Raw genomic sequence first — 15,033 nt, forward strand, 5'->3', positions numbered from 1 at the left:
TGTTCCTGGGGTGTTTGCGCAGGTCAGTGGGGTGGGTGGGGGGTGGAGGGGGTTAGGAGCAGCGCTTGGCGGGGGTGGGTGGGTGGCCTGTGAGGAGGTACGTGTTGATCGTGGTGTCGATGCAGGTGCTGCCGCGTCCGTACGCCGTGTGGCCGTCGCCCTCGTACGTCAGCAGGTGGCCCGAGGAGAGCTGGGCCGCCAGCGCGCGGGCCCAGCGGTAGGGGGTGGCGGGGTCGCGGGTGGTGCCGACGACCAGGATGGGGGGTGCGCCCGCGGCTTCGATGCGGTGTGGGCCGCCGGTCGCCTCCACCGGCCAGTACGTGCAGCTCAGGGCCGCCCAGGCCAGGCCGCCGCCGAAGAGCGGCGACGCCTTCTCGAAGGCGGGCAGTGCCCTTGTGACGTCGGCCGGGCGGCGGAAGGACGGCGGTAGGTCGAGGCAGTTCACGGCCTGGTTCGCGGCCATCAGGTTGCTGTACGTACCGTCCGCCGACCGCTCGTAGTACGCGTCCGCGAGTTGCAGCAGCCCCGTGCCGTCGCCCTTCCCCGCCGCCGCGAGCCCGGTGCGCAGCAGGGGCCAGGCGCCCTCGTCGTACATCGCCGAGAGCACCCCGGTGGTGGCCAGCGACTCCGTCAGCGTGCGGCGTTCGCGCGTGGGCAGCGGCCTGGCGTCGATGCGCTGGAACAGTTCGGCGAGGCGGCGTACGGCCGTGGCCCGGTCGCGGGTTCCCAGCGGGCAGCCCGCCCGCCGTACGCAGTCCGCCAGGAACGCCGTGACCGCCGTCTCGAAGCCGCCCGTCTGGTCCAGGTTCATCTGCCTGGCGGTCAGCGTCGGGTCCATCGCGCCGTCCAGGACCAGGCGCCCGACGCGGGTCGGGAACAGCCCGGCGTAGGTGGCGCCGAGGAACGTGCCGTACGACGCGCCCACGTACGTCAGCCTGCGGTCGCCGAGCGCCGCGCGCAGCACGTCCATGTCGCGCGCCGCCTCGACCGTCGACATGTGCCCGAGCAGCCGCCCGGAACGGCGCTGGCAACCGCGGGCGTGTTCCTGGTACGAGCGGACCAGGCGGTGGCGTTCCGTGGCGTCGTCCGGGGTCTGGTCGACCCGTACGTAGGCGTCCATGTCGCGGCCGGGCAGGCAGGTCACCGGTTCGCTGCGGGCCACGCCGCGTGGGTCGACGGCCACCATGTCGTACCGCGCTCGCACCGGTGCGGGGTAGCCGAGCGCCGCGTACGCCTGGAGGTAGCCGACCGCCGAACCGCCCGGTCCACCCGGGTTGACCAGCAGCGATCCCAACCGCTTGGCCTTGTCCGTGGCTCGCTTGCGGGAGACGCTGAGGCGGACGTCGCCGCCGCCCGCGTCCGGGTGCGCGTAGTCGAGCGGCACGAGCAGGGTGGTGCATTCGAAGTCTGCGGGTTGGGCGGGGGCGGCTGGAGCGGCTGGCGTGTTCGGCTCGGCCGGGGGTGTCGCCGAGGAGCCTGCGGGTTTCCGCGCGCCCGACTCGCCCGGTGTTCCCGATGCGCCCGGCGCTCCTGCTGTTTCGGCCGGTCCGGCCGGTCCGCCGGATCCGGCCGGTTTTGATGATCCCCTCGCGTTCGACACGTCGGCGGGGCCGGGGCCACCGGCCGCGGCCGGCTCCTGGCAGGGCCGCCAGCGCAGTCGCTGCTCGTAGTAACGCTCCAGCTTCGCCGGGATCGCACGGGGCAGCGGGCGCAGTGGGGCCGCCGGTCGGGCACCGCCCTGTGGCCACGTGGCGCCGTCGCGCGCCTGGCTGCCGGGCCCGTCGGTGGCGCCGCTGCCGCGCGGGCGGTCGCCTGCCACGCCGCCGGAACCGGTCGCCCGCGCCGCCGGCTCCCGCGCGGTGGCCGCCGCCGCACCCTCGGCGGTCGACGACTCGTCCGCCGAACACCCCGAGGCCAACACGGCCGCGGCGACGGCCAGCACCCCGGCGGTACGGAACAGGCGGCTCGTATCCATCGGCGACCCCTCAGTCGTTCGTCACGGCCCCACGCGGCGGGCATCGAGCGAATCCGCCCGCACGTCGAGATCGGAGCGTATCGAGGGATGTACGGAGCGTTGCCATCGCTGGCGCCGTACGGGTGAACGCGTCGTCGCGACGTACTCGTCCCGGACGTGGCCCGAGCCATTCGCCGGCCCGCGGGCAGGGTGCGGCGGCGCGGCCTGCCGTCGGGGCGCTCAGCCCGCGCGCAGGGCCAGCGTCATCGCTTCGACTGCCAGCAGCGGGGCCACGTTGCGGTCGAGCGCGCCACGGCAGGCGGTGATCGCTTCTATCCGGCGCAGGGTCGCCTCGGGTCTGGAGTTCTCCGCGATGCGCTCCAACGCGTCGCGGAGGTCGGCATTGGCCATGGCCACCTGGGAACCGAACTGGAGCGCCAGCACGTCGCGGTAGAACGCGGTGAGGTCGGTCAGGGCGAGGTCCAGGCTGTCCCGCTGGGTACGGGTCGAGCGGCGCTTCTGGCGGTCCTGCAACTCCTTCATCGCCCCGGCCGTGCCGCGGGGCAGCCGGCCGCCGGTGCCCGCCGCCGCGCCGAGCGCCGCGCGCAACTCCTCGGTCTCCTTGGTGTCGACTTCCTCCGCGAGTTGCTTGGCCTCCTCGGTCGCCGCGTCGACGAGCTCCTGGGCGGCCTTCAGGCAGCCGCCGATGCCATCGACCCGCAGGGGCAGCGACAGGACCGCCGCGCGCCGCTTCCTGGCCCGCTCGTCCGTGGCCAGCCGGCGGGCCCGGTCGATGTGCCCCTGGGTGGCCTGGGCGGCGGCTGCCGCCTGGTCGGGGTCGATGCCGTCGCGGCGTACGAGCACGTCGGCGACGGCGGCCACCGGCGGTGTGCGCAGGGTGAGGTGCCGGCAGCGGGACCTGATCGTCGGCAGCACGTCCTCCAGGGACGGGGCGCAGAGCAACCACACCGTGCGGGGAGCCGGCTCCTCGATGGCCTTCAGCAGCACGTTGCCCGCGCCCTCGGTCAGCCGGTCGGCGTCCTCCAGGACGATGACCTGCCAGCGCCCGACCGCGGGCGCGAGCTGGGCCCGGCGCACCAGGTCGCGGGTCTCCTTCACACCGATGCTCAGCAGGTCGGTGCGGACCACCTCGACGTCCGCGTGCGTCCCGATCAGCGCGGTGTGGCAGCCGTCGCAGAAGCCGCAGCCGGGCGCGCCGCCCAGCGCGCGGTCCGGGCTGACGCACTGGAGGGCCGCCGCGAACGCGCGGGCCGCCGTCGCCCGCCCCGAACCGGGCGGGCCCGTGAACAGCCAGGCGTGCGTCATCTTCGCGCCCGACGGCCGCCGGCCGCCCCCGGCCCCACCAGCCCCGCCGACCACCCCTTCCATGCCCGCCCCGTCCGCAACCGCCTCGCCGGCCTCGCCCGCACCGGTCGCGTCAGCCGCCGGAGCAGCGGCGCCCGCAGCGCCGGCCCCCGCCCGCTCCGCCTCCGTGACCAGCACGTCCGCATCGCGCGCGGCGGCAGCGAGTTGCTCAGCGACCCGGTCCTGCCCCACCAGGTCGTCCCACACCGCCATGACGCCTCTCCCTGCCTGCCGTACCCCGTTGTCCGCTGCTGCCGGCCCGTTGCCGCCGGCTCGCCCGCCACCCGCTCCGTACCGCGCTCGCGCTACGCGCCGTACCTATCCCGTCGTATCACTGTCGTTCCTCCCTCAACTCCCGCACCGCGCCCACGCCCTCTTCCGCTCCGACTTCCGCCGTCCTCCACCGCCGCACGCCCCATCCCGTACGCACCCGGCGCCCGGTGGCCGCCGCCCCTCGGCGCAGCCTCGCAACCGCAGCCTGCGGGGGCCGCACCCCACACCACCGCACTCATGCCCGCCTCCCCGCCCCGGCCGATTCCCCTGCCGCGCCGGACGCCCACGGCCGGCCGACGGGGCGTCGCCCCCGGCCTGCGGCACCTGGTCGCCCGGTACGCCCACCATTGTGGAGTACGGCACTGACAATTCCGCCGGCGCGGCGGTGACCTGCGAGAACGGTCGGTGATCGACGGCGGTGCGGGCCGGGGCGGGGCCGGAGCGGCATCTCTTGGCGCGCCGTACGGGGCCGGCGGGCCGCCACCATGACGGTGCGCGCATGACGGCACATGGTTCTCGCCCATTACTGCGGAGGCTCTTCGGGCCCGCGCCCGGACCAGGTCGCATTTCGCCGCACGGCGGTGCGCTGCGCCGGGGCGCGGGCCGTCGTGGCGCAGCCTGGCCGGCGCAGTCCCTTGGCGCAGTCCGTTACGGCGCCCGCGGCGCGTCCCTTGCGACGTGGTCGGCCAATCCGCTGCCTGCCGCTGCGGCGCCCTGGCACGCCACAGCACGCCGCCCCGCGTGAGACGACACTGGCGGCTTGGCGCGCGGGCACGTCGCATGACGCCCGCGGGCGCCGCCGCGCCCCCACCCCGGCCGGACCGGCGCGCAGCCCCGGCCCCGACCCCGGCCTTGGGCAACCCGCGCCCCGTCCCCACCTCGCACATCGGACCCGGACGCGGTCGGCGTCCGGGTCCGATGTGGCTGTTCGGTCCGGCGGATCAGCGCTTGCGGCCCCAGCCCTTGCGGCCGGTACGCGGCGCGTTCCCGGAACCACCCGACCCGCCAGAGCTGCCAGCGCCACTGCTTCCGTCCGGGCCCGGCTGCGGCGCCCGCGGTGCCTCGGGTGCCGGGTCGTGGCCGCCGCTGCCGTAACCGGGCTGGTGCGGGGTGCCGTAGTGGACGTCGTAGCCGCCGTCGGGGCCGTCGTGCGGGCCGAGCAGTTCGTCAGCCAGCGACGGCAGGTCGTCCAACGGGGTCTCCTCGGCCCACTCGGGGCGGGGCCGCGGGCGCCCGGGGCGCGGCGCGTCCGACCGCCCGGCCTGGCCCGTATCTGCCGGCCGCTGGTACGCGTCGGGCTCGGTGGCCCGGCCGGCTTCGGCCCGCGTCGGGTCGTACTTCGGCAGCTCACGGGTGCGCTCGTTGCCGGAATCCGCAACGGGCGGGCGGGGTGCATCGGTCGCGGACTCGGGGCGGAACAGCCACGAGGGCACGCGGTCCGCGGGATCCGCAGGGCGCTCGGTGCGCCGCTCCGGGCCCCCCGCGCCCAGCACCGGGAGTACGGCGGTTTCGTCGGAGCCCGGCATGGGCAGGACGGTCGTCTCCTCCGCGCCCAGCAGCGGCAGCACGGTCGTCTCGTCCGTGGCGCCCGCAGCGGCATCCGCCCCCGTGCCCTGCGCGGCGTCCTCCGGCGCGGGTGCGTCCGCTCGGGACGGCGTCGGGAGCTGCGTGGTCTCCTCACCGTCCCAGCCGCCGGCCGCCTGCTCGGGCTCGCCTGCCTCGCGTGCCTCGCTTACCTCCCGAGTCCGCTCCTGCCGCTCTTCCGCCGCGCGTGCATCCGGCGACCCGTCGGAGTGCCCTGCCCCTGCGGTCACGCGCGTCTCGCCGGAATCCTCGGCGCCGCTGTCGTCCCGCACGGCTGCGGCAGGGCGCGCCTTATCCGCGTCGCGCGCCGGGGCGGGCTCATCGGGGCGTACGCGCGGCAGCAGCCACGTCGCGTCGTCCGTATCGGTTGTGGTCCGCGGGGCTGGGGCCTCCGCACGCGGCACCCGCGGGTCCACCCGCGGCGTCTCCACCGTGTCCGTCGCATCGGGGGCGGATCCCCCGCGCGCGGCCTTGCGCGCCTGCGCGCCCGCACGGCCCGCGGCGCCCTCGGCCGTACCAGCGCCCGTACCCGTACCCGTGGAACCAGTCGTCGCGTCCGCGTCGCCGGTCGTCTCGGCCGTCGCGCCGGCCTCGTCCGCCCCAGCCGGAGCAGTCGGCGCAGCCGAACCTGACGCCCCAGCCCCAGCCCCGGCCTCCGCAGAACCATCAACAGGCGCATCCGCCGCAGCGGTCTCCCGGCCACCGGCCGACCGCCGGACCGGCTCGCTCGCCGGCTCACCCTCCGGTTCACGCACCGGCTCCGCCGCGCTCCGCGCCGCCTTCTCCCCGCGCAAGCCGGCGAGGTGCACGGTCGGCGTCGGCACGTTCGGCGCATCGCCCGCAGGCGCCGCGCCCGTGCCCGACTGCGACCGCGCTTCCGGCGGCGCCGACGGTGCCCCCGCCGCGGGCTGCCCCACGCCCGACTCCTGGAACGCCGCGGCCTCCGCGGCCAGCCGGCTCCGCTCCGCGCGCAGCAACGCCTCCTCGGCCTTGCGCTGCTTCTCCAGCCGGCGCTCCTCGGCCTCGGCACGCAGCCGGGCCTCCTCCGCCTCCTGCCTGCGGCGACGCGCTTCCTCCGCCTGCCGAACCCGCTCCTCCGCTTGGCGGACGCGCTCTTCTTCCTCCCGGCGCTCGCGCTCCTCATCGGCGAGCCGGCGCGCCTCCTCGGCCCGCTGCCGCGCCTCCTCCGCCTGCCGCTCCGCCTCCCGGCGCTCGGCCTCCTCGGCTTCGCGGCGCTTGCGCTCCGCTTCCTCGGCCCGCAGCTTGGCCAACTGCTCCTCGCGCTCGCGCTCCAGCCGCTCTTGCTCGGCCTTGCGCGCAGCCTCCTCCTCGGCCTTGCGGCGGGCCTCTTCCTCGGCCTTCCTGCGGGCCTCCTCGCGGGCCTGGATCTCGGCCTCGGAGAGCGGCAGGACGTGGTCGAGGCGGTGCCGTACGACCGTACTGACCGCTTCCGGTTCCTGGCCGCCGTCGACCACCAGGTAGCGCGCGGGGTCGGCCGCGGCCAGGGCGAGGAAGCCGGCCCGTACCCGCTGGTGGAACTCGGCCGGCTCCGACTCCAGCCGGTCGGGCGCCTCCGTGAACCGCTCGCGGGCGGCCTCGGGGGAGACATCCAGCAGCACCGTCAGATGCGGAACGAGGCCGTCCGTCGCCCATCGGGAGATGCGGGCGATCTCGGTCGGAGACAGGTCACGGCCGGCACCCTGGTAGGCCACCGACGAGTCGATGTAGCGGTCCGAGATGACGACCGCGCCGCGCTCCAGGGCCGGCCGTACGACGGAGTCCACGTGCTCCGCGCGGTCCGCCGCGTACAGCAGGGCCTCCGCGCGGTGGGACAGGCCCGCGCTGGCGACGTCGAGCAGGATCGACCGCAGCCGCTTGCCGATCGCGGTGGCGCCGGGCTCGCGCGTCACCACCACCTCGTGGCCCTTGCTGCGGATCCACTCCGCGACCGCCGCCACCTGGGTGGACTTGCCCGCCCCGTCGCCGCCCTCGAAGGCGAGGAAGAAGCCGCTCGCGGCGGGGGCCTGGGCGGGCTCGCCACCGAGCACCGCATCGCGCAGGTCACGGCGGAGCGGTACGCCCTGCCGGTCGTCGGTCTTGCCCAGCACCAGCGCCGCGACCGGCAACAGCAGCGCGCCGACCAGCATCAGCGTGAACGCCGCGCCACCGTGCGCAAACACGAAGTCGCCGTTCTGCAAACGGTGCGGGCCGATCGCAGCGGCCAGCAGCGGGGCGCTGATGACGCCGAGCGCGAGCGCGACCCGGACGACCGCGTGCAGGTGCTCGGTCGTCCGCAGCCGGCGCGTCTCCTCCGTCTCCTGGTCGAGCAGCGTGTGGCCGGTATTGGCCGCGATGCCGGCCGCGACGCCGGCGAGCAGCGCGAGCGCCAGTACGGTCGCCGGGTCCGGGACCAGGCCGGTGGCGAGCAGCGCGAGTCCGGTTGCCGCGATCGCGAAGGCGAACAGCCGGCGACGGGAGAGCGTGGGCAGCACCCGCGGCGCGCAGCGCACCCCGATCACCGGGCCGCCCGCGATCATGAGCGCCAGCAGGGCGAACCCGACGGGCCCGCCACCGAGGTCAGCGGCTTGCAGCGGCGTGACGCCGAAGGCCGCAGCCATCGCCCCGGCCACCGCGGCGCAGGCCGCCACCAGGACCCCGAGCGCTCCCGTGCGCCCCTTGTCGGGCGCGGTGGCGCGGACACCGCCGGCGTCGGCCGCCCCGCGCACCGGCGCCTTGGGCCGGCGCAGCCCCTCCAGCGGGGAGCGCGCACGCGTGGCCTGCGCGCCGGGCAGTTCGATGAAGTAGAGGACGGTCACGGAGGCGGCGAAGAGCCCGGCGGCCACGTACGAGGCGAGCGCGGGCTGGTGCTGGTGGAACCAGTCGATGCCGGAGCCCAGCAGATTGCTGACCAGGGTGATGGCGATCATGCCCGCGGCGGCGATCGGCAGCGTCACCGCGGTGGTGCGGAGCGAGAGCCTGCGCAGCGCGTCGAGATGGTCGGGAAGCGGTCGGACCGCGGCGCCCTCGGGCGGCGGCGCGGGCAGCAGCGCGGGTGCCGCTCCGTCCTTGGCCACCGTCCACAGCCGCTCGGCAACCCCCACCACGAACGCCGTGACCAGCAACGACGCCAGGGCGTCGGAGGGCATCCAGTCGATCCACAGCGGGGCGATCACGAGCAGCGCCAGCCGTACGCCGTCGGCGCCGATCATGGTCCAGCGGCGGTCGAGCGGCCCGGCCGGGCCGATGAGCGAGGCCAGCGGCCCGAGCAGGACCGCGCCGAACAGTAGCGTCGCCAGCAGCCTGGCGCCGAACACCGCGGCCACGGCCAGCGCCACGCCACGGTAGCCGCCGCCGAACGAGCCGGCCGCGACGGCCGCCTGGAACGACAGCGCCAGCAGCACCAGTACGGAGAGCGCATCGCCGATGCCGCTGACGAACTGCGCGCTCCACAGTCGGCGCAGCGGCGGGAAATGCAGCAACGCTCGTACGGCGCGCTCGCGGGAGTCCGTGACGAGAGCGTCGGCTGAGGGGTTGACGGCCGTTGGCTGCTCGGTTCGCGTCATCCAGCCAGCCTATCGGGGTCACACGAATTGCCGTGCCCGCGCCCGAACACACGCCCGGGGCTCCGTCACGGATTTGCGTGGAACAAGTCGCCCACAAAGCAACAAAACCGTCGCGCAAACCCTCCGCGAAGGGGCGCGACGGCACATCGCACGCCCCGAACCCGCCGCGAACGCCCGTTCGAACGCGGTACGGCGTCGCGCGCCGCGCCGTCCGCGCGCCTCCGGCCACTCCCGCCCCGCCCCCACCCACACGCACATCAGCACCCGGGCCGTTGACGAGGGCGGCCCGCCGGGCCCAGCCACCCCACACGCCCAACCCCAAGCCCAACCAACCCGAAGCCCCCGCCCACGCGTCGGAACGCGCGGGCGGGGGCCGGAGGCGATGCGGCGCAGGCGCCGGAAGTGCCGGCAGCGCTGCGAGCAGCGGCGGGGCCGCGCCGTACGGGTGGACTACTCGGCCGCCTCGCCCGACGACTTCGCCGCCGCCGCGGTCTTCTTCGCCGCCGTGGCCTTCGTCGCCGACGCCGTCGTCTTCTTGGCGGTCGTCTTCTTCGCGGTGGTCTTCTTGGCCGCCGTCGTCTTCTTGGCCGCAGTCTTCTTCGCCGGGGCCTTCTTGGCGGCGGCCTTCTTCGCCGGCGCCTTCTTGGCCGTCTTCTTCACCGGCCCCTTGGCACGCTTCTCCGCGAGGAGCTCGTAACCGCGCTCGGGCGAGATGGTCTCGACATCGTCGTCGCGGCGCAGCGTGGCGTTGGTCTCGCCATCGGTGACGTACGGGCCGAACCGGCCGTCCTTCACCACCACGGGCCGCTCGCTCACCGGGTCGGTACCCAACTCCTTCAGCGGCGGCTTGGCCGCGGCCCGGCCGCGCTGCTTGGGCTGTGCGTAAATGGCCAGCGCCTGATCGAGCGTGATCGAGAAGATCTGGTCTTCGGACTCGATCGACCGCGAATCGGTGCCCTTCTTCAGATACGGGCCGTAGCGTCCGTTCTGCGCGGTGATCTCCTCGCCGCCCTGCGGGTCGACGCCGACGACCCGCGGAAGCGACATCAGCTTCAGCGCATCCTGCAACGTGACCGTGTCCAGCGACATCGACTTGAACAACGATGCCGTGCGCGGCTTGACCGCGTTCTTGCCGGTCTTCGGAGTGCCCTCGGGCAGCACCTCGGTCACATACGGTCCGTACCGACCGTCCTTGGCCACGATCTGACGCCCGGTGTCCGGGTCCGTACCGAGTTCGAAGTCGCCGCTGGGCTTGGCCAGCAGCTCCTCCGCGTACTCGACCGTGAGCTCGTCCGGCGGCATGTCGGCGGGCACGTCCGCGCGCTGGCCCGGCTCGCCCTCGACGTCGGAGGGCTTCTCCACGTACGGGCCGTACCGGCCGACCCGCAGCACCACGCCGTTGCCGACCGGGAACGAGGAGACCTCGCGGGCGTCGATCGCACCGAGGTCGGTGACCAGCTCCTTCAGCCCGCCCAGGTGGTCGCCGTCCGCACCGGTGCCGGGCGTCGCAGCGGCGTCGCCCGCGATCTGACCGGCGTCCTGATCAGTACCGAAGTAAAAGCGTCGCAACCACGGCACGGACTGGGCCTGACCGGCCGCAATGCGGTCGAGATCGTCCTCCATCTTGGCCGTGAAGTCATAGTCGACCAGCCGACCGAAGTGCTTCTCCAGCAGTCCGACCACGGCGAAGCTCAGGAAGGACGGCACCAGCGCGGTGCCCTTCTTGAACACGTAGCCCCGGTCCAGGATGGTCCCGATGATGGACGCGTACGTGGACGGGCGGCCGATCTCGCGCTCTTCCAACTCCTTGACCAGCGACGCTTCGGTGTAGCGGGCCGGCGGCTTGGTCGCGTGGCCGTCGACCGAGATCTCCTCGGCGGTCAGCCGGTCGCCCTCGGCGACCTGCGGCAGCCGGCGCTCGCGGTCATCGAGCTCGGCGTTCGGGTCGTCGGCGCCCTCGACGTACGCCTTCATGAAGCCGTGGAAGGTGATCGTCTTGCCGGACGCGGTGAACTCGGTGTCCCGGCCGTCGCTGGCCAGTCCGCCGATGCGCACCGTCACCGAGTTGCCGACCGCGTCCTTCATCTGCGAGGCGACGGTCCGCTTCCAGATGAGCTCGTAGAGCCGGAACTGGTCACCGGTCAGCCCGGTCTCCGCGGGCGTGCGGAACCGGTCGCCCGACGGGCGGATCGCCTCGTGCGCCTCCTGCGCGTTCTTCACCTTGCCCGCGTAGCTGCGCGGCTTGTCGGGCAGGTAGTTCGCCCCGTACAACTGCGTGACCTGCGCCCGCGCGGCGTTGATCGCCGTGTCGGAGAGCGTCGTGGAGTCGGTACGCATATAGGTGATGAAGCCGTTTTCGTACAGCTTCTGCGCCACCTGCATGGTCGCCTTGGCACCGAAGCCCAGCTTGCGGCTGGCCTCCTGCTGGAGTGTGGTCGTACGGAACGGGGCGTACGGGGCGCGGCGGTACGGCTTGGACTCGACCGAGCGCACCGCGAACTGGGTGTCGGCGAGCGCCGCGGCAAGCGCGCGGGCCTGCGCCTCGTCCAGGTGCAGTACGGCGGAACCGTCCTTGAGCTGCCCGGTCGAGGAGAAGTCACGGCCCTGCGCGACCCGGCGGCCGTCCACCGAGGCGAGCCGCGCGGCCAGCGTGCCGGGGTCGCTCGCGTCGCCGGTCCGCCCGGTGGCGAAGGTGCCGGTCAGGTCCCAGTACTCGGCGGAGCGGAACGCGATGCGCTCCCGCTCCCGCTCCACGACCAACCGGGTGGCCACCGACTGCACACGGCCCGCCGACAGCCGCGGCATGACCTTCTTCCACAGCACCGGCGAGACCTCGTAGCCGTAGAGGCGGTCGAGGATGCGGCGGGTTTCCTGGGCGTCGACCAGCCGCTGGTTGAGCTCGCGCGGGTTGGCCACGGCGGCCCGGATGGCGTCCTTGGTGATCTCGTGGAAGACCATCCGGCGCACCGGGACCTTGGGCTTGAGGACCTCTTGCAGATGCCACGCGATGGCTTCGCCCTCGCGGTCCTCATCGGTGGCGAGGAAGAGTTCGTCCGACTCGGCCAGCAGCTCCTTGAGCTTCTTGACCTGGTCCTTCTTGTCGTGGTTGACGACATAGATGGGCTGGAAGTCGGCGTCGACGTTCACACCGAGGCGCGCCCAGGGTTCACCCTTGTACTTCGCGGGGACCTCGGCAGCGCCGTTCGGCAGGTCTCGAATGTGTCCGACGCTCGCCTCGACCACGTATCCAGGGCCGAGGTAGCCCTTGATCGTCTTCGCTTTGGCAGGAGACTCGACGATCACGAGTCGCCTGCCGCCCTTCGCGGTCTCGCTGGTCGGGGACAACTTCGCTCTTCTCTCCGGTCGACGCTCGGTGGCCTGGGCTACCACGCGTACGGTGCTCGCAGTGGCAATACGGTGACGCTGCGGAGTGTGACGGTACCTCCCGCCCCGGTGTCAAACGGAAAAAGCCCGCAACGCCACTCGAAGGGTAAGCCGATGGTCGCCTCGCCACTCCTCAGCCGCGCACCGCCTAGGCGCTGTCACGGTAACCCGACAAGCGTGCTGCATGCCGCACGGGCCAGCACTCCGCCGGGTCGATGAGCCGCTCAGATCGAGCCGAGGCACCAGATTCCGCCGGTGAGCGCGGCGGCACCGAGAACAGTGGAGAGGACCGCTGCGGTCGTCGGATGCGAACCGTCGAGAACGGGCCGGCGCTGCCGCAGCCGGACTGCCGTCCACAGCAGCAGCCCGACGCCGAACAGCGCGAATGCTGTACCGGCGAAGACTGCGGGTCCACTCTCCATACGAGGAGGGTGGCACGCGAGCGCGGCTTTCGCACGAACGCCACGTGAACGTCCTCACACGCAGCCCGCTGCCGCGCCCGAGCCGGCCGCCGCTCATTTTCGGCCGAGCCTCGGCCGGGTCCAGCCCCTGGCTCCACGCGCCCGCCGCGCCCCGTCGACGATCACCTTCCGCCAGGGACGGCTATGCCGCCCATCACCGAGACGCCGCACCGACCGCCGGGCCGCCGCCCCGACCGGGCAGCGGGCCGCGCACCCACCGGCATCGGCCACGGCCCCGATCGCGGCTCCGGTCGCAACCCCGCCCCCGCCGCCGAGCAGGTCCCCGCCGCCCCGCCTACGACGGCTGCCACGCCCTCTCCTCCTCTCCCCACCTGGGGTTTTCTTCATCGTCCTCGGGTCCGTGCCCCATCCCGCCCCCTCCGTCAGGCTCGCCCGGGAGCCCGCTGCCCGTCGTCTTCCGGAGCGCCTTCGTGCCGGCCCGAGCCCGCCGGCCGCTCCCGGCCTCGGCGGCGTGCTCCGGCTCCGCCCCCACCGTGCTCCCTGCCGCCCCAACCGTCCCCCAACGCGCCCGCCGCGCCCCTCCCCCTACGCCCCCGCTTCCCCCACCGGTTCCAGAAAGCCCTGCTCCACCAGCAGCCGAATGGCCTCCGGCGTACGGTCGCGCAGTTGCACCGGGTCCTCCCCGAGCAGTTGGGCGATGGCGTCCAGGATTCGGCCGGCGCTCAGCGAGCCGTCACAGACCCCGGCGAAGCCAGCCCCCACCGTGTCCACCTTCGTCGCCCGCCGCACCCCGCGGTTCTGCCGCAGCACCACGTGCTCCGGGTCCTCCGCACCCGGCAGCCCGACCTGCTCCTGCACCACCTCGGGCGCCAGCCGGAAGCGGGTCGCCAACAGCCCCGCGTCATCCGTGGCCCGCAGGAAGTCCTGGCGCTGGAAGTGCGCCCGGACGGCCCCGCCCAGCGGCTGCTCCACCGGGTGCGGCCACTCCTCGGCGATCACCGAGGGGCGGTCGGCGCCGGACTTGCGCAGCGTGATCCAGCCGAAGCCGACGGCCGTGGTCTTACGGGCCGCGAACTCGTCCAGCCAGGCGTCGTACCGCTCCGCGTACGCCTGCGGGTCGCCCTGGTGGTCACCGCCGTCGCGCAGCCACAGCTCCGCGTACTGCGTCACGTCCTGCACCTCGCGCTGGATGATCCAGGCGTCGCACCCCTGCGGCACCCAGCCGGCGACCCGGTCCCGCCAGTCCTGGCCCGCCACGTGCTGCCAGTTCGCCAGCAACTGGCAGTACCCGCCGTCCGTCAGGTGCTCGGCGGCCCCTTCCACCAGCGTCCGGCACAGGTCGTCGCCGCCCATGCCACCGTCCCGATAGGTGAACCGGGCGCCGGGCGAGATGACGAACGGCGGATTGGAGACGATCAGGTCGTACGCCTCGCCGCGCACCGGCTCGAACAGCGAACCCTCGCGCGCGTCCGGCGCGGCGGCACCGGACAGGGCGAGCGTGAGCAGCGCGCACTGAAGGGCGCGCGGATTGCGGTCCGTCACCGTCACGCTCGTGGCGTGTTGCGCGGCGTGCAACGCCTGAATGCCGGACCCGGTGCCCAGGTCGAGCACCCGGCCCACCGGCCCGCGCACCGTGATCCCGGCGAGCGTGGTGGAGGCGCCACCCACGCCCAACACCAGCTCCGAGCGGGGCACACCGCCCTGACCTGTATCAACGGCCTCGGTCCCGCCGGCGTGCGCCCCCGAGTGGGCGGCGATTCCGCCGGCGCCCCCGACCGCGCAGCCGAGGTCGGAGACGATCCACCAGTCCTCGCCGTCAGGACCGCCGTACGGCCGCACGTCCACGCTGGCCCGCACCGCACCGCCGCTCCCGGCACGCACCAACCAGCCGTCGGTGAGGCAGTCGTCGACCGGGAGCACGGCCGCGGCCCGCTCGGCCGCCACCGGGCGTTGCAGCAGGAAGAGTCGGACCAGCGTCTCCAGCGCCCCGTCCCCGCCGGTGGCCCGCAGCGCGGGAACGGTCTCGCTGCGCCCCAGGGCGGCGTAGGCCGGGGCGCCCAGCAGGTCGAGGAGACCATCGGCGGTGAAGTCGGCGGAGAGCAGCGCGCCGCGGAGGCGTTCGATGCGCTGCGGATGGACGGTCGGCAAGTGGTGCGTACTCACGGTCCCCATTGTCAGGGCAACCACTGACAATCGAGGAAGGCCCGGCGCCGCGCCGGGTGTGGCGGGGCGCCGGGCCCGTGGTGCCGCCGCTCTCGCGGGGCGTCGATGCCGCCCGTACGACCGTCGTTCCGCGTTCGTACGGACCGTCAATCCGCACGCGCAGGGCCCTCGCCCGCGCTCGCGGCGAGCGCAGGGCGGCATCGAGGTTCAGCAGCCGGCGGCGCGTGGGCCGGCCCGCGGACCATGGGTGAGCTGCGGATTCCGCACGCCACCTGGCGGGTGGGCCGGTGCCGCACGGTCACCGTAGGGGCGCCACAGGGGCGCC

General features: G+C 74.2%; 5 protein-coding genes and 1 pseudogene. All 6 read right to left on the minus strand.

Going from position 1 to position 15,033, the window contains the following annotated elements; all coding sequences use genetic code 11:
- Nucleotides 1-52: 52 nt before the first annotated feature.
- The gene (locus ACMA1D_RS09920) at nt 53-1,600 is read right to left on the minus strand and encodes an alpha/beta fold hydrolase (protein ID WP_414723564.1); all 1,548 of its coding nucleotides are present in this window, start codon (nt 1,598-1,600) and stop codon (nt 53-55) included.
- A gap of 594 nt (nt 1,601-2,194) precedes the next feature.
- Nucleotides 2,195-3,532 (minus strand): DNA polymerase III subunit delta', encoded by a 1,338-nt coding sequence (locus ACMA1D_RS09925; RefSeq protein ID WP_414723504.1) that lies wholly within the window; start codon nt 3,530-3,532, stop codon nt 2,195-2,197.
- A 1,205-nt stretch (nt 3,533-4,737) separates the two neighbouring features.
- Nucleotides 4,738-8,739: pseudogene (gene tmk / locus ACMA1D_RS09930) on the minus strand (dTMP kinase); the annotation flags it as partial.
- A gap of 450 nt (nt 8,740-9,189) precedes the next feature.
- On the minus strand, nt 9,190-12,084 hold the full coding sequence (topA, locus tag ACMA1D_RS09935) for a type I DNA topoisomerase (RefSeq protein ID WP_414723505.1): 2,895 nt from the start codon (nt 12,082-12,084) through the stop codon (nt 9,190-9,192).
- Between the two features lie 263 nt (nt 12,085-12,347).
- Nucleotides 12,348-12,545 carry a hypothetical protein gene (locus ACMA1D_RS09940; protein WP_349994786.1) on the minus strand — a complete coding sequence of 66 codons (198 nt, stop codon included), beginning with the start codon at nt 12,543-12,545 and terminating at the stop codon, nt 12,348-12,350.
- Nucleotides 12,546-13,130: 585 nt separating this feature from the next.
- Nucleotides 13,131-14,717: a methyltransferase gene (locus tag ACMA1D_RS09945; RefSeq protein ID WP_414723506.1), complete on the minus strand. Its 1,587-nt coding sequence runs from the start codon at nt 14,715-14,717 to the stop codon at nt 13,131-13,133.
- Nucleotides 14,718-15,033 lie beyond the last annotated feature (316 nt).

Source organism: Streptomyces sp. 796.1 (assembly GCF_047525675.1).
Taxonomy (GTDB): domain Bacteria; phylum Actinomycetota; class Actinomycetes; order Streptomycetales; family Streptomycetaceae; genus Streptomyces.

Bases quoted from the DNA above. Each gene is read 5' to 3' on its own strand.
- ACMA1D_RS09925 (WP_414723504.1), bottom strand. From the start codon at position 3,532: ATGGCGGTGTGGGACGACCTGGTGGGGCAGGACCGGGTCGCTGAGCAA.
- ACMA1D_RS09940 (WP_349994786.1), bottom strand. From the start codon at position 12,545: ATGGAGAGTGGACCCGCAGTCTTCGCCGGTACAGCATTCGCGCTGTTC.
- ACMA1D_RS09945 (WP_414723506.1), bottom strand. From the start codon at position 14,717: ATGGGGACCGTGAGTACGCACCACTTGCCGACCGTCCATCCGCAGCGC.